The following is a 19,440-nucleotide window of genomic DNA, read 5'->3' on the forward strand; positions in this document are numbered from 1 at the left end:
CGTCAAGACCTCCTAGCGGGCACCCGGGCCGGGCCGGCCGGCCCGGACCACGTCCGGACGAGAACGCCCCGGGGGGCTACTGCGCCCCGGGGCGCACCAGTCCACTCTCGTACGCGTATACCGCCGCCTGCACCCGGTCGCGCAGCGCCAGCTTCGTCAGCACATGCCCCACATGGGTCTTCACCGTCGTCTCACTCACGAACAGCTCCGCGGCGATCTCCGCGTTCGACAGCCCCCGCGCCACCAGCTTCAGCACCTCGACCTCCCGTTCGGTGAGAGTGTGCAGCGCCTGCGGCACCGGCTCCTCCCCCGACGGCAGCCGCCCCGCGTACTTGTCCAGCAGCCGCCGCGTGATGCTCGGTGCGAGCATCGCCTCACCCGCCGCGACCACCCGGATCGCCTGCACCAGCTCGTGCGCCGGAGCGTCCTTCAGCAGGAAACCGCTCGCACCCGCACGCAGCGCCTCCACCACGTACTCGTCGAGATCGAACGTGGTCAGCACCAGCACCTTCGCCGGACCGTCCCGGCCCGGCCCGGTGATCTGCCGGGTCGCCTCCACCCCGTCCATCCGCGGCATGCGGATGTCCATCAGCACCACATCGGGCTGCAGCGCCCGCACCTGCTCCAGGGCCTGCTGGCCGTCCCCCGCCTCGCCGACCACCGCCAGATCGCCCTCGGCCTCCAGGATCATCCGGAAGCCCGTGCGCAGCAGCGGCTGGTCGTCCACCAACAGGACGCGAATAGCCACAAGATCTCCTTCGCCCTCAGGACTCCCCATTCTTCCCCACGACGGGCAGCGGATACGGTGGGGGAGTCCCCCCGAAAGAGGGGCACACCGCCTGGTGGTCGCACCAGTCGCACAAACGGCTCGGCCGCGGCCGCCAGTCACCCGACTCCGTCGCCCGCGTGATCGCCTCCCACAGCGCCTCCAGCTTCCGGGCCACCGCCCGCAGCTCACCCTCCGACGGGTCGTACGTCAGCACCTCACCGCTGCCCAGGTAGACCAGCTGCAGCCGGCGCGGCACCACGCCCCGCAGCCGCCACAGCACCAGCGCGTAGAACTTCATCTGGAACAGCGCCTCGTCCGCGTACTCCGGGCGCGGCGCCTTGCCGGTCTTGTAGTCCACCACGCGCAGGTCGCCCGAGGCCGGCGCGACGTCCAGACGGTCGATGTAACCGCGCAACGTCAGCCCGGACTCCAGCTCCGTCTCCACGTACAGCTCGCGCTCGGCCGGCTCCAGCCGCGTCGGGTCCTCCAGCGAGAACCACCGCTCGACCAGCCGGGCCGCCTCCTCCAGCCACTCCGCGAGCCCCGGCCCGTCAGCCGCGGTGAACAGCTCCGACAGCTCCGGACGCTCCTCCAGCAGCCGCTGCCACTGTCCCGGCACCATCCCCCGGGCCCGGTCTGCCGTCCGCTCCGCCGCCGGCACGTCGAAGAGACGCTCCAGCACCGCGTGCACCACGGTGCCCCGGGTGGCGGCCTGGCTCGGCTTCTCCGGCAACTTGTCGATCACCCGCAGCCGGTACAGCAGCGGGCAGCGCATGAAGTCGGCGGCGCGCGACGGCGAGAGGGATGACGGCGGCCTCGGAGGAACGGCTTCGGTGGTGGTGCCCATGGCAGGACCCTACGGGGTGGCACCGACAGCCGGTGTCGGGTCCCCGCAACCGGGCAATACCATCGACGTCGGAGCGTCAGCGACATGAGGGGAACCAGTGAGCGAGAGCCAGCAGCCGCCGCCGGGCGGCGCGAGGACTCCCGGACCCGACGACGGGCCCGCCAAACGTCCCCCGGGTCCCGGCGGCGGCATCCTCATGGGCCGCTTCTTCGGCGTGCCCGTCTACGTCGCGCCCAGCTGGTTCCTCGTCGCGGCCCTCATCACCTGGGTGTTCGGCGGGCAGCTCGACCGCGTCCTGCCCGGGCTCGGCGGCGCCCGCTACCTCGTCTCGCTCTTCTTCGCGGTCGCCTTCTACGCCTCCGTGCTCGTCCACGAACTCGCCCACACCGTCGCGGCACTCCGCTTCGACCTGCCCGTGCGCCGCATCCAGCTGCAGTTCTTCGGCGGCGTCTCCGAGATCGAGAAGGAGTCCGAGACCCCCGGGCGTGAATTCGTCCTCGCCTTCGTCGGCCCGCTGCTCTCCCTCGTCCTCGCGGGCGTCTTCTACCTCGGCATGTACGGCGTCGACCCCGACACCGTGCCCGGCGTCCTGCTCGCCGGACTCATGATCAGCAACCTGCTCGTGGCCGTCTTCAACCTGCTCCCCGGCCTCCCGCTCGACGGCGGCCGGATGCTCCGCGCCGTCATCTGGAAGCTCAGCGGCAAGGCCATGACCGGCACCATCGCCGCCGCCTGGACCGGCCGCGCCCTGGCCATCGCCGTCCTCGTCGGCCTGCCCCTGCTGTCCTACGCGGGCGGCATGAGCGACGGCGGCGAGGGCGCCACGGGCTTCGACTCCCTCACCGACGCGCTGCTCGCGGCCATCCTCGCCGCCATCATCTGGACCGGCGCCGGCAACAGCCTGCGCATGGCGCGCCTGCGCGAGCACCTGCCCGAACTGCAGGCCCGTACCCTCACCCGGCGCGCCCTCCCGGTGACCTCCGACACCCCGCTGTCCGAGGCCCTGCGCCGGGCCAACGAGGCCGGCGCCCGCGCCCTCGTCGTCGTCGACGGCCAGGGCGCCCCCACCGCGGTCGTCCGCGAGGCCGCCATCGTCGGCGTCCCCGAGCACCGCCGACCCTGGGTCGCCGTCTCCGGCCTCGCCCAGGACATCAAGCCCGGCATGAAGGTCTCCGCGGAACTCGCCGGCGAGGACCTCCTCGACACCCTGCGTGCCACCCCCGCCACGGAGTACCTCGTCATCGAGAACTCCGGCGAGGTCTACGGCGTCCTGTCCACCGCCGACGTCGAGAAGGCCTTCCTCGCAGCCATGGCCAGGCCTTCTTAAGGGCTCGGTTCGCCTCCGGGGCGCCCCTTTTTTCAAAGGCTCGGTTCGCCTCCGGGGCGCTCAAGACGGTGTCGACGGTCGACCGTGCTCGGTCACTCGTTCCTCGCGACCTCCGCGCTCCCCCGGCTACCGCCGGGCGGTGCCCCCACCCTTTCGACACCGTCCGCGCCCCTTCGGCTCACTCGCCGAGCAGCAACCGGATGTGCACCGGCGCGAATCGTTGGCGTCCGCGCTCGCCCGGTAGGCATGGACGGCGCCCACGCACGCCCCGCGAGTGAGCCGAAGGGGCGCGCGCCTGTCGAAAGGGAGAGCACGCGGACGCTCCGAGGGACGAGGAGCCGAGCATGGTCGACCTCCTCCCAGCCTGGCGGCTGGGAGGTGCCCCCGCAGGTGCAAGGGGCGCCCCGGAGACGAACCGAGCCCCTGAAAATGAACGGTAGGCTTAACGGCATGTCCGAACCGACCGGTGCCGCCCGCCGTCGCGGGCCCTTCAAGGTCGGGGACCAGGTCCAGCTCACCGATCCCAAGGGACGCCACTACACGTTCACGCTCGAGGCCGGGAAGAACTTCCACACCCACAAGGGTTCCTTCCCCCACGACGAGCTGATCGGCGCCCCCGAGGGCAGTGTGGTCCGTACCACGGGAAACGTCGCCTACCTCGCGCTGCGCCCCCTGCTCCCCGACTACGTCCTGTCCATGCCCCGCGGCGCCGCCGTGGTCTACCCCAAGGACGCCGGGCAGATCCTGTCGATGGCCGACATCTTCCCCGGCGCACGCGTCGTGGAGGCGGGCGTCGGCTCCGGCTCGCTCAGCATGTTCCTGCTGCGCGCCGTCGGCGACCAGGGGATGCTGCACTCCTACGAGCGCCGCGCCGACTTCGCCGAGATCGCCACCCAGAACGTGGAGCGGTACTTCGGCGGCCCGCACCCCGCGTGGCAGCTCACCGTCGGCGACCTGCAGGACAACCTCAGCGACACCGACGTCGACCGCGTCATCCTCGACATGCTCGCCCCCTGGGAATGCCTGGAGGCCGTCTCCAAGGCGCTGGTCCCCGGCGGCATCCTCTGCGCCTACGTGGCAACCACCACCCAGCTCGCCCGCACCGTCGAGGCGATCCGCGAGCACGGCACGTTCAACGAGCCGTCCGCCTGGGAGACCATGGTCCGCACCTGGCACATCGAGGGCCTGGCCGTACGCCCCGACCACCGCATGATCGGGCACACCGGCTTCCTGCTCACCGCCCGCCGTCTCGCCGACGGCGTCGAGCCCCCCGTGCGGCGCAGGCGCCCCGCGCCCGGCGCGTACGGCGAGGACTACACCGGCCCGGGCGGCGGAAAGCCGACCAACGGCGGAGCGTAACCACCCGACCCCGAAGCGCCGCCGCCGGACACACCGGCGGCGGCGCTTCGCCACACCCCGCGGACATCTCCCGAAACACGGGCCCCGGTCGTACCAACCGACCGTGACCTGTGGCACGATGCTGGCCACCCCGCTCGACCAACTCCACAGGAGACAGGCGCGTGCAGCCATCCGCAGGGCCGGCCCTCCCGCACACCCGAGCCCGCTCGGTGCACTGGATCACGACCGCCGCGGTGATCGCCGCCGTCATAGGCAGCGCCGCACTCGTGCAGCCCGCCGGAGCCTCCACGGGCAGGCCCGCCGCCGACGCCAAGGCCGGCAAGCCCACGCCCGCCGTCACGCCGCCCCCGGACGCCCGCGCCGCCCACTACCCTCTGGCATGCGCCGGGGCCCCCGTGGACGTCGTGGACCAGGCGTCGGGAGACCTCGACGGGGACGGCCGCCCCGAGACCGTCGCCGTCGTCCGCTGCCACTCCGAGACCGGCACCCCGCCCAGTGGCCTGTACGTGCTGTCCGCGGACCCGGGGGCCGCCGCCCCGCGCATCGTCGAGACGCTCGTCGACCCCAAGGAGCAGCGCAGTTTCAAGGGACTGCGGATCGACGGCCGCACCGTGCGGGCCACCGTCCTCGGCTACTCCACCGACGACGTCCCCCGGTGCTGCCCCGACCAGCAGCGTGACTACAGCTGGGAATGGCGGTCCGGCACCTACTACGAGATCCCCGGAGCGCTCGCGAACAGCGTGTGACAGATCACTCCGCGTCGGGTCCGTACAGCTCTACACTGTCCGAAACCCGACGCACATGAATACAGTCGCCAGGGCAGTCCCTGGCCGAATCCACCACATCGGTCAACAACGGCAGGGGAACCGGGACCGTGGCCCCGGGTTCCTGACGGAGTTCGGCGTCGTCGCCCTTCACGTAGGCGAGGCCGTCGATGTCCAGCTCGAAGACCTCGGGCGCGTACTGCACACAGATGCCGTCCCCGGTGCACAGGTCCTGATCGATCCAGACCTCAAGCGCCTCGACGACTTCCTCGCTCACCGGTACCTCGCCTGCCGTTCATCGTTCGGGAAGGGACAGCCCATGACGGGCGTTGACCGAACCGACGATACAACCGGCCGCTTTCGGATGGTGATGGCTGGGTATCTCCCTGGCGGGAGGACGTGCGCAAGGGTGAAGATCGGACACACCCAGGACGTCTTTGTGATCTAGGGGTTTCAACCCCTACTGGCCCAGGTAGGGTCTGGAAGCGTCCAGCTCCCCTTGGAGGAGGTGAGGACCGTGGCGGCCCACGACGACGACATCAACCGTGGCGGCCGACCCGCTCGTGGATCGGAAGACCCCATGAGCCAGGTCGCCTTTCTTGAGCAGGAGATCGCCGTCCTGCGACGTAAGCTCGCCGACTCTCCGCGGCACACGAGGATTCTCGAGGAGCGGATCGTCGAGCTGCAGACCAACCTGGCAGGCGTGTCCGCTCAGAACGAGCGGCTGGCGAACACCCTCCGCGAGGCCCGCGACCAGATCGTGGCCCTCAAGGAGGAGGTGGACCGCCTCGCGCAGCCCCCTGCCGGATTCGGTGTGTTCCTGCAGGCGAACGACGACGGAACGGCCGACATCTTCACCGGCGGCCGCAAGCTGCGGGTGAACGTCAGCCCGTCCGTCGAGCTGGACGACCTCCGGCGCGGCCAGGAAGTCATGCTCAACGAGGCGCTCAACGTGGTCGAGGCCATGGAGTTCGAGCGCATCGGAGACATCGTCACCCTCAAGGAGATCCTCGAGGACGGCGAGCGGGCCCTGGTCATCGGGCACACGGACGAGGAGCGGGTGGTGCGGCTCGCCGAGCCGCTGCTGGACGGCACCCTCCGCGCCGGCGACGCGCTGCTGCTCGAACCGCGCTCCGGATACGTCTACGAACGGGTCCCCAAGAGCGAGGTCGAAGAGCTCGTCCTCGAAGAGGTCCCCGACATCGACTACCGCCAGATCGGCGGCCTCAGCAACCAGATCGAGCAGATCCGCGACGCCGTCGAACTGCCCTACCTGCACGCCGAGCTGTTCAAGGAGTACGAGCTCCGCCCGCCCAAGGGCGTGCTCCTCTACGGCCCCCCCGGCTGCGGCAAGACGCTCATCGCCAAGGCCGTCGCCAACTCCCTTGCCAAGAAGGTCGCCGAAGTCACCGGACAGCCCCAGGGAAAAAGCTACTTCCTGAACATCAAGGGTCCCGAGCTGCTCAACAAGTACGTCGGCGAAACCGAGCGGCAGATCCGGCTGGTCTTCCAGCGCGCACGCGAGAAGGCCGGGGAGGGCACCCCCGTCATCGTCTTCTTCGACGAGATGGAATCCCTCTTCCGGACCCGCGGCTCCGGCGTCAGCTCGGACGTGGAGAACACCATCGTCCCCCAGCTGCTCGCCGAGATCGACGGCGTCGAAGGCCTGGAGAACGTCATCGTCATCGGCGCCTCCAACCGCGAGGACATGATCGACCCCGCGATCCTGCGGCCCGGCCGCCTGGACGTGAAGATCAAGATCGAGCGGCCGGACGCAGAGGCGGCCAAGGACATCTTCTCCAAGTACCTCGTGGACACCCTGCCGCTGCACGGCGAGGACCTCTCCGAGCACGGCGGATCGGCGGCGGCCACCGTCGACGCCATGATCCAGTCGGTCGTGGAGCGGATGTACTCGGAATCCGAGGAGAACCGCTTCCTGGAGGTCACCTACGCCAACGGTGACAAGGAAGTCCTCTACTTCAAGGACTTCAACTCCGGCGCCATGATCCAGAACATCGTGGACCGGGCCAAGAAGATGGCGATCAAGGCCTTCCTCGACCACAACCAGCGGGGCTTGCGCGTCTCCCACCTGCTCGCCGCCTGCGTGGACGAGTTCAAGGAGAACGAGGACCTGCCCAACACCACCAACCCGGACGACTGGGCCCGCATCTCCGGCAAGAAGGGCGAGCGGATCGTCTTCATCCGCACCCTCGTCACCGGCAAGCAGGGCGCCGACACCGGTCGCTCCATCGACACCGTCGCCAACACGGGCCAGTACCTGTAACACGCGACCACCCTCCGGCTGCGGGTGCCCACGCAGGGGCACCCGCAGCCGGAGCATTTCACCCCGGCACCACCCAGGAAACCGCGTAATGATCTCCCCACCACCGCCATCGCGTTCTAGGCTCAGCGGTATCGCACGAGGGCCAATCGCGAAGCGGTACTTGAGCGACCGGCCCAGCACGGGCCGCAGCCGGGCAAGGAGGGCCGCATGACCGTACGGCGAGTAATGGGCATCGAGACGGAGTACGGGATCTCCGTTCCGGGCCACCCGAACGCCAATGCCATGCTCACCTCGTCCCAGGTCGTCAACGCCTACGCGGCGGCGATGCACCGGGCGCGCCGCGCCCGCTGGGACTTCGAGGAGGAGAACCCACTGCGGGACGCCCGCGGCTTCGACCTCGCCCGAGAAGCCGCGGACTCCAGCCAGCTCACCGACGAGGACATCGGCCTGGCCAATGTCATCCTCACCAACGGAGCCAGGCTCTACGTCGACCACGCCCACCCCGAGTACAGCGCCCCGGAGGTCACCAACCCCCGCGACGCCGTCCTGTGGGACAAGGCCGGCGAGCGCATCATGGCCGAGGCCGCCGAGCGCGCCGCCCAGCTCCCCGGCGCCCAGCCCATCCACCTCTACAAGAACAACACCGACAACAAGGGCGCGTCCTACGGCACCCACGAGAACTACCTGATGAAGCGGGAGACCCCCTTCTCGGACATCGTGCGCCACCTCACGCCCTTCTTCGTCTCCCGCCAGGTCGTCACCGGCGCCGGCCGCGTCGGAATCGGCCAGGACGGCCACGAACACGGCTTCCAGATCAGCCAGCGCGCCGACTACTTCGAGGTCGAGGTCGGACTCGAGACCACCCTCAAACGGCCCATCATCAACACCCGCGACGAGCCCCACGCCGACGCCGAGAAGTACCGCCGGCTGCACGTGATCATCGGCGACGCGAACCTCTCCGAGATCTCCACCTACCTCAAGCTCGGCACCACCGCCCTGGTCCTGTCGATGATCGAGGACGGGTTCATCAACGTCGACCTCGCCGTCGACCAGCCCGTACGCACCCTCCACCAGGTCAGCCACGACCCCACGCTGCGCAGGCTGATCACCCTGCGCAGCGGCCGGACACTGACCGCCGTCCAGCTCCAGATGGAGTACTGCGAGCTGGCCCGCAAGTACGTCGAGGACCGCTTCGGCACCGACGCCGACGAGCAGACCAAGGACGTCCTCGGACGCTGGGAGGACGTACTCAACCGCCTCGAGAGCGACCCCATGAGCCTCGCCCGCGAACTGGACTGGATCGCCAAGCGCGAACTCCTCGAGGGCTACCGGCGCCGCGACTGCCTGGACTGGGACGCCGCGCGGCTCCACCTCGTCGACCTCCAGTACGCCGACGTGCGCCCCGAGAAGGGCCTCTACAACCGTCTGGAGGCCCGCGGCCGCATCCAGCGCCTGGTGACCGAGGACGAGGTCGTACGGGCCATGAGCAAGCCCCCGGAGGACACCCGGGCCTACTTCCGCGGCCGCTGCCTGGAGCAGTACGCGGACGACGTCGCGGCGGCCTCCTGGGACTCCGTGATCTTCGACCTCCCCGGCCGGGACTCCCTGCAGCGCGTCCCCACGCTGGAGCCGCTGCGGGGCACCCGCAACCACGTCAAGGAGCTGCTGGACCGCTGCCGCAGCGCGGAGGAGCTGGTGCGGATCCTGTCGGGCGGCTGATCAGGGCTGAAATCCGTCCGAACCGGGAATCATCGGGGTGGCCCCCGGACGTTGGGCAATACCGGGGGCCGAAGTCAGACCCTCCTTGTAGGGTCTGATCTTGTAGGACATGGACACCGAGCGGGGTGAGGGACACATGGCTACCAAGGACACCGGCGGCGGGCAGCAGAAGGCCACGCGTTCGACCGAGGAGGTCGAGGAGACCGCGCAGGACGCGCAGGAGGCCTCGGACCTCAAGGAGCGGCACGAGAAGCTGTCGGACGACGTGGACTCCGTGCTGGACGAGATCGACGACGTCCTCGAAGAGAATGCCGAGGATTTCGTCCGAAGCTTTGTTCAAAAAGGCGGCGAGTAGTCTCTAAATGTCCGAATTGCATCAAGCGAAAAAGTGCTCGCGATGCAAGCGGATGTTGCCGAGGGAAGCCTTCGCCGGCAATAAGTCCATGCGGGACGGGCTCCAGGCGTACTGCCGGGAGTGCTCAGCGGAGTACTACCGGCAGCGCCAGGAGGCCCTGGGGCGCACTGTTCGCGAGAAGCATGACGTGCCGTTGGGTCACAAGCGTTGTCCACGGTGCGGAGAGATCAAGCCGCACTCCGAGTGGACTCGCAATAGCAGTGCGGCTGACGGCTTGACCACGTACTGCAAGGCATGCCGGGCGGTGGAGGGCAGGGCGCGGCACCTCAGAAACAAGTACGGGATGACCGAGGCCCAGCGGGACGCCATGGTCAGTGAGCAGTTCGGTATCTGCTGTATTTGTCTGGACGCCCCGGCCGAACATGTGGATCACGACCACGGGACGGGTAGGGTCCGTGGCGTACTGTGCTTCAGCTGCAACGCCGCGCTGGGGCAGTTCAAGGATCGGCCCGACGTCATACGGCGGGCGGCCGCATACGTGGAAGGAAACGTGTGGAAGCCAACACTCGTAGCACCGGGCGTCTACCAGCTGCCTTCCTGACGCCTGGCTCGTCCTCGTTCGTGGACTTCCTGGGGGCGCACGCGCCGGAGATGCTCCCGGGCAATCGCACCCTGCCCGCCGTGAAGGGGGCCGTCGAGCTGCCGCACGGTACGACCATCGTGGCCGCTGCCTTCCCCGGCGGCGTGGTGCTCGCCGGTGACCGGCGGGCCACGATGGGCAATGTCATCGCGCAGCGGGACATCGAGAAGGTCTTCCCGGCCGACGAGTACTCGGCGGTCGGCATCGCGGGCACGGCGGGCCTGGCGGTGGAGATGGTGAAGCTGTTCCAGCTGGAGCTGGAGCACTACGAGAAGATCGAGGGCGCGACGCTCTCGCTGGAGGGCAAGGCGAACCGCCTGTCGACCATGATCCGGGGGAACCTGGGGATGGCGCTGCAGGGGCTGGCGGTGGTGCCGCTGTTCGCCGGCTACGACACGGACCGGGAGAAGGGGCGGATCTTCTCGTACGACGTGACGGGCGGCCGTTCCGAGGAGCACGGTTTCGCGGCGACCGGTTCGGGCTCGGTGTTCGCGCGGGGTTCGATGAAGAAGCTGTACAAGCCGGACCTCACGGAGTCGCAGACGGTGACCCTGGTGATCCAGGCGCTGTACGACGCGGCGGACGACGACTCGGCGACCGGTGGCCCGGATCTGGGGCGGCGGATCTACCCGATCGTGACGGTGATCACCGACGAGGGCTTCCGCAAGCTGACCGAGGCCGAGACGTCGGAGATCGTCCGGGCCGTCCACGAGCGGCGGCTGGAGCTGCCGGACGGCCCGCGGGCCGAGCTGCTGTGACACGGTCGTCCGAGATGCACTCGCTACTGACAGAAAGGGACGGATAGCCGGTGTCGACGCCGTTCTATGTCTCACCCCAGCAGGCCATGGCCGACCGTGCCGAGTTCGCCCGCAAGGGCATCGCGCGCGGGCGCAGCGTCGTCGTGCTGCAGTACACCGACGGCATCGTCTTCATCGCCGAGAACCCGTCCCGTGCCCTGCACAAGGTCAGTGAGATCTACGACCGGATCGCCTTCGCGGCGGTGGGGAAGTACAACGAGTTCGAGAATCTGCGGATCGGCGGGGTGCGCTATGCCGATCTGCGGGGTTACACCTATGACCGGGACGATGTGACGGCGCGCGGACTGGCGAACGTGTACGCGCAGACGCTCGGCACGATCTTCTCGAGTGTGGGGGAGAAGCCCTACGAGGTGGAGTTGATCGTCGCGGAGGTGGGTGCGGACTCCTCGGAGGACCAGATCTACCGGCTGCCGCACGATGGTTCGATCGTCGACGAGCATGGTGCGGTGGCGGTCGGTGGCAACTCGGATCAGATCGGCAGTTATCTGGATCAGCGGCATCGTGACGGTATGACGCTGGCGGAGGCGCTGAAGCTGGCGGTGGAGTCGTTGAGCCGCGACACCAACGGTGGTGACCGGCAGCTCACGGCGGAGCAGCTGGAGGTCGCGGTGCTGGACCGCACGCGGCCGCAGCAGCGTAAGTTCAAGCGGATCCTGGGCCGGCAGTTGTCGCGGTTGCTGGAGGCGGAGGGGGCTCCGCCCTCGGTGGAGAAGGCGGAGAAGCCGGCTTCGCCGGCTGCCGCGGCCGAGGGGGATGACGATCTTCCGGAGCTTGACGAGGACGTGTGACGGGTTCCGGCCCGTTCCCGACGCCTCGGTCGCCTTTCCGGCGGCCGGGGCGTCGGTTTTTTCAGGGGTGGCGTGGTGGGGCGGTGGAGCCGCGTACGACGAGGCGGACGGGGAGTTCGGTGCCGGTGGCGGGGTGGCCGGCGAGGGTGTCGAGGAGTGCGGTCATGCCGTGGGCGCCGACGGCGTCGGCGGGGAGGGCGACGGTGGTGAGTTCGGGTTCGACGGCGGTGGCGAGGGCGGAGTCGTCGTAGCCGGTGACGGAGATGTCGGTGGGGACGCGTAGTCCGTGGCGGCGCAGTGCCTTGCAGGCGCCGACGGCGAGGACGTCGTCGTCGCAGACGATGGCGGTGGGTGGGGTCCCGGGGCGGGCGAGGAGGCGTTCGGTGGCGTGGCGGGCGTCCTCGTAGGTGAGTGGGGAGCGTTCGGCGGGCGGGGTGGTGCCGAGGGTGCCGGTGAGGGACTGGGCGCGTTCGCGGAAGGTCCAGGTGTCGATGTCGGCGGCGAGGTGGGCGATGTCGCGGGGGTGGTGGCCGAGGCCGAGGAGGTGCCGGGCGATCTGGCGCATGCCGTCGGCGATGGCGAGGTTGACGGTGGCGGCGGGGCCCGGTTCCGCGGGGTCGGCGTCGAGCATGACGAGGGGGAGGCCGCCGTCGCCGATGGCGGCGAGGGCGTCGGCGGCCATGGAGGAGGCGATGATGCCGTCGAGGGCGGCGCGGGCGGAGCCGAAGGGGTCGCGGGCGGGGCCGACGCCTTCGGGGGAGGGGTAGAGGACGACGCCGAAGCCGTGGGCGTCGGCGACGCGGGCGGCGCCGGTGTAGACGCGGGCGAAGTATTCGTTGGTGATGGTCGGGACGACCAGGAGCGCGGTGCGGGTGCGGCCGAGGCGGAGGTTGCGGGCGGCGAGGTTGGGCCGGTAGCCGAGGGCGCGGGCGGCGGTGCGGACGGTGTCGGCGGTGCGTTCGGAGACGCGGCCGCGCCATTTGTCGCCGAGGACGAGGGAGACGGTGGCCTGGGAGACGCCGGCGGCGCGTGCGACGTCGCGTGAGGTCGGGCGCGCTGTGTCGGTCACCGTGGGCCTCTTTTCGGGTGGCTGGGCGGGTGGCGGCGCGGGGTGCGCGGCTGGACCGGTGGGCTGGGCTCATGGTACGTATGACCCACGACGTTATACGTACAACTGGCGAAGGGGCGGCCATGGGGACCGGTTACGGCGACCTGTTGCGGGCCCGGCACGCGGTGCGGCTGCTGTCCGGCACTCTGATCGGCCGGCTGCCGAACGCCACGGCGGCCCTGGGCATCGTGCTGCTCACCCGGGCGCAGGGCGGCGACTTCGCGCTCGCGGGGGCGCTGTCGGCCGTCTACGGCCTCGCCAACGCCGTGGGGCAGCCGCTGCTGGGCCGGGCGGTGGACCGCCTGGGGCAGCCGAGGGTGATGTTCCCGGCGGCGGTGGTCTCGGCCGCGGGCATGGCAGTCTTCGCCCTCTCCGGGCCCCGTCCGCTGCCGTTGGCGTACGCCGCGATGCTCGTGGCGGGTTTCTTCACCCCGCCGCTGGAGGGCGGGCTGCGGGCGCTGTGGCCGAGCGTGCTCAAGGGTGAGGACCGGATCCACGCCGCCTACGCGCTGGACGCGGCCGCGCAGGAGGTCATGTTCGCGGTCGGGCCGCTGCTGGTGACGCTGCTGGTGGCGGCGTTCTCGGAGTCGGCGGCGTTGCTGTGGATCGCGGCGGTGGGTGTGGCGGGCGCGCTGAGCGTGGTCACGGCGCCGCCGTCGAGGGCGTGGCGCACGCGGCCGCGTACTCCGGACTGGCTGGGGCCGCTGCGCGCGCCGGGCCTGCGGGCGCTGGTCGGTTCGTTCTTCTTCGTGGGGCTGGCGCTGGGCTCGATCGCGGTGGCGGCGGTGGCGTACGCCGACGAGTACGGCGGCGGGATGGTGTCCAGTTATGTGCTGTCGGGGATCGGCGCCGGGGCGCTGGCGGGCGGGGTGGTCTACGGGGCGCGGCAGTGGGGCGGGGTGCCGGAGCGGCGGCTGCGGCTGCTGATGGCGGGACTGGCCGTGTGCTACCTGCCGCTGGCGCTGGCGCCGGGTGTCGCGTTGATGTCCGGCCTCGCGGTGCTGGCGGGGCTGTTCCTCGCGCCCTCGCTGGCCTGCGCGTTCGTGGTGGTCGACCGGCACGCCCCGGTGGGCACGGTGACGGAGGCGTTCTCATGGATCGTCACGACGTTCGGGGTGGGCGCGGCGGTGGGGACGGCGGCCGCGGGGCCGGCCGCGCAGTACGGTGGGGCGGCGGCGGCCTTCGGCGTGGCGGGGGCCGGCGGGGTGGTGGCGCTGGTGGTCCTGCTGGCCAGTGGGCGCTACCTCACGCCACCGGAGCCGGCAACCGGGACGGAAAAAGATCGAATCGCCGTGGTCGAACCCGGTTTGAGGTCCACGCATCAGGCGTAAGGTCTCATCATGGACCGCCGCATTTTCGGGCTGGAGAACGAGTACGGTGTCACGTGCACGTTCAGGGGACAGCGGCGTCTGTCCCCTGACGAGGTGGCGCGGTACCTCTTCCGCCGTGTCGTGTCATGGGGTCGCAGCAGCAACGTCTTCCTCCGCAACGGCGCCCGTCTCTACCTCGACGTGGGTTCGCACCCGGAGTACGCCACTCCCGAGTGCGACAACGTGACGGAACTGGTCACCCACGACAAGGCGGGGGAGCGCATCCTCGAGGGCCTCCTGGTGGACGCCGAACGGCGCCTGCACGAGGAGGGCATCGCGGGCGACGTCTACCTCTTCAAGAACAACACCGACTCCGCCGGGAACTCCTACGGGTGCCACGAGAACTACCTCGTCGCCCGGCACGGGGAGTTCTCCCGCCTCGCGGACATCCTCATCCCGTTCCTGGTCACCCGGCAGCTGCTGTGCGGCGCCGGAAAGGTGCTGCAGACCCCGCGTGGCGCGGTCTACTGCGTCAGCCAGCGCGCGGAGCACATCTGGGAGGGCGTCAGTTCCGCGACGACCCGTTCCCGGCCGATCATCAACACCCGGGACGAGCCGCACGCGGACGCCGAGCGCTACCGGCGGCTGCACGTCATCGTGGGTGACTCCAACATGTCCGAGACGACCATGCTGCTGAAGGTCGGCGCGACCGACCTGGTGCTGCGCATGATCGAGGCGGGCACCGTGATGCGGGACCTGACGCTGGAGAACCCGATCCGGGCGATCCGCGAGGTGTCGCACGACATAACGGGCCAGCGCAAGGTCCGTCTCGCCTCGGGCCGGGAGGCCTCGGCCCTGGAGATCCAGGAGGAGTACTACTCCAAGGCGGTGGACTTCTGCGACCGGCGCGGCATCCGCAGCGGTGTCATCGAGCAGGTCCTCGAACTGTGGGGCCGGGCCCTGGAGTCGATCGCCAGCGGTGACCTGGACAAGATCGGCACCGAGATCGACTGGGTGATGAAGTACCGCCTGATCGAGCGTTACCGGGCGCGGGACAACATCACGATGTCGCACCCGCGCATCGCGCAGATAGACCTCGCGTACCACGACATCCACCGCCGCCGCGGGTTGTACTACCTGCTGGAGAAGCGGGGTCAGGCCAAGCGGATCTGCAACGACCTGAAGATCTTCGAGGCCAAGTCCGTGCCCCCGCAGACGACGCGGGCGCGGCTGCGCGGCGACTTCATCCGCCGCGCCCAGGAGCAGCGGCGCGACTTCACCGTCGACTGGGTGCACCTGAAGCTCAACGACCAGGCGCAGCGCACCGTGCTGTGCAAGGACCCGTTCCGGTCGGTGGACGACCGGGTGGAGAAGCTCATCGCCGGCATGTAGCGGCGGTGGCGTGGACGACGCGGGGGCCCCGTAGGTGTTCGTACCGGGCCCCGCGCACGCCGTAGAGTGGCGCGCACGCCCGACAACGCAAGATCGACCTGATGGGGATCCCCGTGCGCCGACGCTCTCTTCTCTTCGCCGTCCCTGCCGGCCTGCTCACCCTCGCCGGCTGCGGTGACGACAAGTCCGGCAAGTCCGCGACCAGCGTCAGCCCGTCGGGTTCCGCGTCCGCGTCGGTGAAGATCGTGGAGGGTCCGCTTCCGGACGTCACGGCCGGTACGAAGTTCGGCGAGAAGCCGACCGTCGCCAAGGGTCCGGGTCGGCCGAGCAAGGACCTGGCGGTCAAGACGCTGATCCAGGGCAACGGCGCCACCGTCGCCGCGGGTGACTACCTCCAGGCGAACTACCTCGGCCAGATCTGGGACACGGCCAAGGTCTTCGACAACTCCTGGGACCGGGGTGCGCCGGCCATCTTCCCGATCGGCGTCGGACGAGTCATCCCGGGCTGGGACAAGGCCCTGGTGGGCAAGAAGGTCGGCGACCGGGTCGAGCTGGCGATCCCCCCGAACCTGGGCTACGGCGAGCAGGGCCAGCCGGACGCCGGCATCAAGGGCACCGACACGCTGGTGTTCGTCGTCGACGTGGTCGACACCTTCAGCGCCAAGAGCTCCGCCAAGGGCAAGGCGGTCCCGCAGAACGACGCCAAGCTGCCCAAGGTCGGCACCAACACCGACGGCAAGGCGCCCTCCATCGAGGTGCCCAGGACGGCCGCCCCGGCGAAGCTGGTCGCCAACTACGTGCTGGAGGGCGACGGCGCGGCGGTCAAGCCCACCGACACCCTGCTGCTGCAGTACAAGGGCGTGGTGTGGGACGGCGGCAAGGAGTTCGACTCCAGCTACAAGAACGGCCAGTTGGCCCAGTTCCCGCTGCAGCAGCTGATCAAGGGCTGGCAGGAGGGACTCGTGGGCAAGAAGGTCGGCAGCCGCGTGATGCTCGTGGTGCCGCCGGACCTCGGCTACGGCGACAAGGCGCAGCCGGGCATCCCGGCCAAGTCCACGCTGGTGTTCAGCCTCGACATCCTCGCGGTGATGTAAGACTAGGCAGGTTGTCCGCACCTCTTTAGGAGCACGTACGTGAGCATCGAGAAGCCCGAGATCGACTTCCCCGGCGGCGAGCCGCCTGCCGAACTGGTGATCAGGGACATCTGGGAGGGCGAGGGCGCCGAGGCGAAGGCGGGCCAGAACGTCACCGTCCACTACGTCGGTGTCGCCTTCAGCACCGGCGAGGAGTTCGACGCGAGCTGGAACCGCAACTCGCCCTTCACCTTCCCGCTGGGTGGTGGCCGGGTCATCAAGGGCTGGGACCAGGGCGTGCAGGGCATGAGGGTCGGCGGTCGTCGCGAGCTGACCATCCCCGCGCACCTCGCCTACGGCAACCAGAGCCCGAGCCCGCTCATCAAGCCGGGCGAGACGCTGATCTTCGTGGTGGACCTGCTGTCCGTCTGACCGGCCCGTCCGGCCCGACCACGCCCCGGAGCCCCCGCCGACCGGCACCGCCGGCCCGGCGGGGGCTCCGTCGTGCCCGGGCCCGCGGGGGACCGGCACCGGAACCGGCCTTCGCTTCAGCCGCGCGGCCCGGCCGCGATAGGGTCTCGACGGAGAGCTGAACACGGAAGAAGGTTGCTTCGAGTGGCGATTGCCAAGGCCGAGCGGCTGATGAACCTGGCGCTGTGCCTGATGAACACCCGGCGCCCGGTCAGCAAGCGGGAGCTGCGCGCGTCCATCGAGGCGTACCACGAGATCGGCTCCGACGAGGCCTTCAACCGCATGTTCGAGCGGGACAAGGACGATCTGCGCGAGCTCGGCATGGTCATCGAGACGGTGGAGAGCCTCGACGGTGAGATCGGCTATCTCGCCCGCCGCGACCGCAACCGACTTCCCGAGATCGCCCTGGACGCCGAGGAGGCCGCGGCGCTGAGTCTGGCCGCGAAGGTGTGGCAGCAGGCGCGCTTCGCCGAGGCCGCCAGCGGCGCACTGCAGAAACTACGGGCCGCCGGCGTGCCCTTCCACGACGAGGGTGACGACGGCGTGCGGGAGGCGGCGGGGCACAGCGCCCTGGAGCCCCGCATCCCCACCCCCGAGCCGGCGTTCGAGCCGCTGATGGTCGCCGCCCGCGAGCGCCGCCCCGTCTCCTTCGACTACCGCAAGGCCAACGCGGTGCGCCCCGAGCCCCGCCAGGTCGAGCCCTGGGCGCTGGAGTGCTGGCGCGGCCACTGGTACCTGGCCGGCTGGGACCGCGACCGGTCCGCCGTGCGGGTCTTCCGGCTCTCCCGGATCACCGGCCGGGTCCGCAGCCGCGGCGGCGCCTTCACCACCGAGGTGCCCGACCACGTCGACGTGCGCGCCGCCGTCGCCAGCTGGGCCGGCGAGGGCGCGACCGCGACCGCCAGGATCCGGCTGCGCCGCGATTCGGGGTACCCGCTGCGGGCCCGGGCGGTGGAGACACTTCCGGTCGACGCCGACTGGGACGAGCTGGAGATCCCGTACGGGCACGGACTGGACGCCTGGCTGGTGGAGTTCGGCCCGGACGTGGTCGTACTGGGGCCCGACGAGCTGCGGGCCGACGTCGTGGACCGGCTGCGCGCCGTCGCCAAGGGCTGAGCGGGGGAGTACGGAGAGATGGCCAACGCGATCGACCAGACGCGCCGGATGCTGTCCCTGGTGACGTATCTGCGCGAGCGCCCCGGCGCCCGCGTGAGCGATGTGGCCCGCGCCTTCGGGGTGACCGAGGCCGAGCTGATCGGCGACCTGAACGTGCTGCCGTTGTGCGGCACGAGCTTCCGGGGCGGCGACCTGCTCGACATCGACACCGACGGCGAGCGGATCTGGTGGCACAACGTGGACGACGTCGCGCAGCCGCTGCGGCTGGCGGCCGACGAGGCCGCCGCGCTGCTGGTCGCCGCCCGCGCCGTCGCCAACCTGCCCGGGCTGCGGGACAGCGACCGGCAGGCGCTGCTGCGCGCCACCGCGAAGATCGAGGGCGCGGCCGGAGAGGCCGCCGGCGCCTCGTCCCGGCTGTCGGTCACCTTCGAGTCCGAGGGCAGCGTCTTCGCCGACGTCGACCGCGCCATCGCGGAGCGGCGCCGGCTGTGGATCCGCTACTACTCGCCGTCCCGGGACGAGCTCACCGAACGCGAGGTCGACCCGATCCGCCTGTTCGCGGTCGGCCACACCTACTTCGAGGGCTGGTGCTACCTGTCGGAGGACCGGCGCACCTTCCGGCTGGACCGGGTCGCCGAGATCCGGCTGCTGGACACGCCCAGCGACCCGCCGCGCGTCGAGCCGCGCGACCTGTCCCAGGGGCTGGTGCAGCCGGCCGGCGACGACCCCGAGGTCGTGATCGAGGTCGGCCCCGGCGGCCGCTGGGTGGCCGAGTACTACCCGCACGACCTCGCCGAGGAACTCCCCGACGGCGGGCTTCGGATCACTTTGCGCACCCCCGACCCCGGTTCGCTGCGCCGTCTCGCGCTGCGGCTCGGCCGCGACGGGCGGATCGTGTCCCCGGCCGATCTGGCCGGCAGCGCCCGCGACGCCGCCGCCCAGGCCCTCTCGGCCTACGGCGAGTGAGGGGAGCGCCGCCTTGGACGACCTCGACACCCTGGACAACCTGGACACCGTGGACACCTTTGGCACCGGCGGCGGCCCCGGCGCCCCGGCGACACCGCCCGAGGTGATCTTCAGGGCCTCCTGCCCGGAGTGCCGGACCAGCTTCGAGCTGTCGGCCGACGCCCTGAGGCTGGCCATCGGCGGCAGCCACCGGACGACCTTCTACTCCTTCACCTGCCCCGACTGTGGCTCCTCCGTCCGCAAGCCGGCCGGTGACCGCATCGTGGAGTTGCTCACCGACGGCGGGGTCCGCACGATGCGGCTGCACATCGGCTGAGCCGCTACGCTCGGCTGC

The 19,440-nt window shown here is 70.4% G+C and carries 20 protein-coding genes; 16 read left to right on the top strand and 4 right to left on the bottom strand.

Going from position 1 to position 19,440, the window contains the following annotated elements:
• Positions 1-76: 76 nt before the first annotated feature.
• Positions 77-748, bottom strand: a complete 672-nt coding sequence (locus AC3EUJ_RS08705) for a response regulator (protein ID WP_431960453.1) — start codon at positions 746-748, stop codon at positions 77-79.
• A gap of 16 nt (positions 749-764) precedes the next feature.
• Positions 765-1,616, bottom strand: coding sequence for a RecB family exonuclease (locus AC3EUJ_RS08710; protein WP_431960454.1), 852 nt, complete (start codon positions 1,614-1,616; stop codon positions 765-767).
• Positions 1,617-1,713: 97 nt separating this feature from the next.
• Here AC3EUJ_RS08710 and AC3EUJ_RS08715 point away from each other — a divergent pair, with 97 nt between their 5' ends.
• The 3 genes from AC3EUJ_RS08715 to AC3EUJ_RS08725 all read left to right on the top strand — a co-directional run bounded on the left by AC3EUJ_RS08715 (position 1,714) and on the right by AC3EUJ_RS08725 (position 5,048).
• Entirely contained in the window at positions 1,714-2,943 is a 1,230-nt protein-coding gene (locus AC3EUJ_RS08715) for a site-2 protease family protein (protein WP_431960455.1), read from the top strand.
• 450 nt (positions 2,944-3,393) lie between these two features.
• Complete coding sequence (locus AC3EUJ_RS08720) at positions 3,394-4,302, top strand: tRNA (adenine-N1)-methyltransferase (protein WP_431960456.1); 909 nt, start codon at positions 3,394-3,396, stop codon at positions 4,300-4,302.
• A gap of 161 nt (positions 4,303-4,463) precedes the next feature.
• Positions 4,464-5,048, top strand: coding sequence for a hypothetical protein (locus AC3EUJ_RS08725; protein ID WP_431960457.1), 585 nt, complete (start codon positions 4,464-4,466; stop codon positions 5,046-5,048).
• 4 nt (positions 5,049-5,052) lie between these two features.
• On the opposite strand, the gene AC3EUJ_RS08730 is transcribed toward AC3EUJ_RS08725, so the two are convergent.
• Positions 5,053-5,343, bottom strand: coding sequence for a ferredoxin (locus tag AC3EUJ_RS08730; RefSeq protein WP_431952179.1), 291 nt, complete (start codon positions 5,341-5,343; stop codon positions 5,053-5,055).
• Positions 5,344-5,583: 240 nt separating this feature from the next.
• Here AC3EUJ_RS08730 and arc point away from each other — a divergent pair, with 240 nt between their 5' ends.
• The 6 genes from arc to prcA all read left to right on the top strand — a co-directional run bounded on the left by arc (position 5,584) and on the right by prcA (position 11,670).
• The gene (arc, locus tag AC3EUJ_RS08735; protein WP_431960458.1) at positions 5,584-7,350 is read left to right on the top strand and encodes a proteasome ATPase; all 1,767 of its coding nucleotides are present in this window, start codon (positions 5,584-5,586) and stop codon (positions 7,348-7,350) included.
• Positions 7,351-7,557: 207 nt separating this feature from the next.
• Positions 7,558-9,069, top strand: a complete 1,512-nt coding sequence (dop, locus tag AC3EUJ_RS08740; protein WP_431960459.1) for a depupylase/deamidase Dop — start codon at positions 7,558-7,560, stop codon at positions 9,067-9,069.
• A 136-nt stretch (positions 9,070-9,205) separates the two neighbouring features.
• The gene (locus AC3EUJ_RS08745) at positions 9,206-9,424 is read left to right on the top strand and encodes a ubiquitin-like protein Pup (RefSeq protein ID WP_319133659.1); all 219 of its coding nucleotides are present in this window, start codon (positions 9,206-9,208) and stop codon (positions 9,422-9,424) included.
• Between the two features lie 367 nt (positions 9,425-9,791).
• Positions 9,792-10,025, top strand: a complete 234-nt coding sequence (locus AC3EUJ_RS08750) for an endonuclease VII domain-containing protein (RefSeq protein ID WP_431960630.1) — start codon at positions 9,792-9,794, stop codon at positions 10,023-10,025.
• Positions 9,977-10,822, top strand: coding sequence for a proteasome subunit beta (prcB, locus tag AC3EUJ_RS08755; RefSeq protein WP_431960460.1), 846 nt, complete (start codon positions 9,977-9,979; stop codon positions 10,820-10,822). The genes AC3EUJ_RS08750 and prcB overlap by 49 nt, the downstream gene beginning before the upstream one ends.
• Positions 10,823-10,872: 50 nt before the next feature.
• Positions 10,873-11,670: a proteasome subunit alpha gene (gene prcA / locus AC3EUJ_RS08760; protein WP_431960461.1), complete on the top strand. Its 798-nt coding sequence runs from the start codon at positions 10,873-10,875 to the stop codon at positions 11,668-11,670.
• Between the two features lie 61 nt (positions 11,671-11,731).
• On the opposite strand, the gene AC3EUJ_RS08765 is transcribed toward prcA, so the two are convergent.
• Positions 11,732-12,739, bottom strand: coding sequence for a LacI family DNA-binding transcriptional regulator (locus tag AC3EUJ_RS08765; RefSeq protein WP_431960462.1), 1,008 nt, complete (start codon positions 12,737-12,739; stop codon positions 11,732-11,734).
• A 122-nt stretch (positions 12,740-12,861) separates the two neighbouring features.
• Between AC3EUJ_RS08765 and AC3EUJ_RS08770 the strand changes: the two genes are divergently transcribed.
• The 7 genes from AC3EUJ_RS08770 (at position 12,862) to AC3EUJ_RS08800 (ending at position 19,422) form a co-directional block, all read left to right on the top strand.
• Positions 12,862-14,109 (top strand): MFS transporter, encoded by a 1,248-nt coding sequence (locus tag AC3EUJ_RS08770; protein WP_431960463.1) that lies wholly within the window; start codon positions 12,862-12,864, stop codon positions 14,107-14,109.
• Positions 14,110-14,118: 9 nt separating this feature from the next.
• Complete coding sequence (gene pafA / locus AC3EUJ_RS08775; RefSeq protein WP_431960464.1) at positions 14,119-15,480, top strand: Pup--protein ligase; 1,362 nt, start codon at positions 14,119-14,121, stop codon at positions 15,478-15,480.
• A 113-nt stretch (positions 15,481-15,593) separates the two neighbouring features.
• A complete protein-coding gene (locus AC3EUJ_RS08780) occupies positions 15,594-16,574 on the top strand; it encodes an FKBP-type peptidyl-prolyl cis-trans isomerase (RefSeq protein ID WP_431960631.1) in 981 nt (326 codons plus the stop codon).
• Positions 16,575-16,613: 39 nt separating this feature from the next.
• Positions 16,614-16,985 carry an FKBP-type peptidyl-prolyl cis-trans isomerase gene (locus tag AC3EUJ_RS08785; RefSeq protein WP_431960465.1) on the top strand — a complete coding sequence of 124 codons (372 nt, stop codon included), beginning with the start codon at positions 16,614-16,616 and terminating at the stop codon, positions 16,983-16,985.
• A 183-nt stretch (positions 16,986-17,168) separates the two neighbouring features.
• Positions 17,169-18,140: a helix-turn-helix transcriptional regulator gene (locus AC3EUJ_RS08790; protein WP_431960466.1), complete on the top strand. Its 972-nt coding sequence runs from the start codon at positions 17,169-17,171 to the stop codon at positions 18,138-18,140.
• An 18-nt stretch (positions 18,141-18,158) separates the two neighbouring features.
• A complete protein-coding gene (locus tag AC3EUJ_RS08795) occupies positions 18,159-19,106 on the top strand; it encodes a helix-turn-helix transcriptional regulator (RefSeq protein WP_431960467.1) in 948 nt (315 codons plus the stop codon).
• A 49-nt stretch (positions 19,107-19,155) separates the two neighbouring features.
• On the top strand, positions 19,156-19,422 hold the full coding sequence (locus AC3EUJ_RS08800; protein ID WP_431960632.1) for a hypothetical protein: 267 nt from the start codon (positions 19,156-19,158) through the stop codon (positions 19,420-19,422).
• The last annotated feature ends 18 nt before the right edge of the window (positions 19,423-19,440 follow it).

The organism is Actinacidiphila sp. bgisy160 (genome assembly GCF_057707815.1).

Bases quoted from the DNA above. Each gene is read 5' to 3' on its own strand.
- AC3EUJ_RS08710 (WP_431960454.1), bottom strand. From the start codon at position 1,616: ATGGGCACCACCACCGAAGCCGTTCCTCCGAGGCCGCCGTCATCCCTC.
- AC3EUJ_RS08745 (WP_319133659.1), top strand. From the start codon at position 9,206: ATGGCTACCAAGGACACCGGCGGCGGGCAGCAGAAGGCCACGCGTTCG.
- AC3EUJ_RS08795 (WP_431960467.1), top strand. From the start codon at position 18,159: ATGGCCAACGCGATCGACCAGACGCGCCGGATGCTGTCCCTGGTGACG.
- AC3EUJ_RS08770 (WP_431960463.1), top strand. From the start codon at position 12,862: ATGGGGACCGGTTACGGCGACCTGTTGCGGGCCCGGCACGCGGTGCGG.
- AC3EUJ_RS08720 (WP_431960456.1), top strand. From the start codon at position 3,394: ATGTCCGAACCGACCGGTGCCGCCCGCCGTCGCGGGCCCTTCAAGGTC.
- AC3EUJ_RS08750 (WP_431960630.1), top strand. From the start codon at position 9,792: ATGGTCAGTGAGCAGTTCGGTATCTGCTGTATTTGTCTGGACGCCCCG.
- pafA (WP_431960464.1), top strand. From the start codon at position 14,119: ATGGACCGCCGCATTTTCGGGCTGGAGAACGAGTACGGTGTCACGTGC.
- dop (WP_431960459.1), top strand. From the start codon at position 7,558: ATGACCGTACGGCGAGTAATGGGCATCGAGACGGAGTACGGGATCTCC.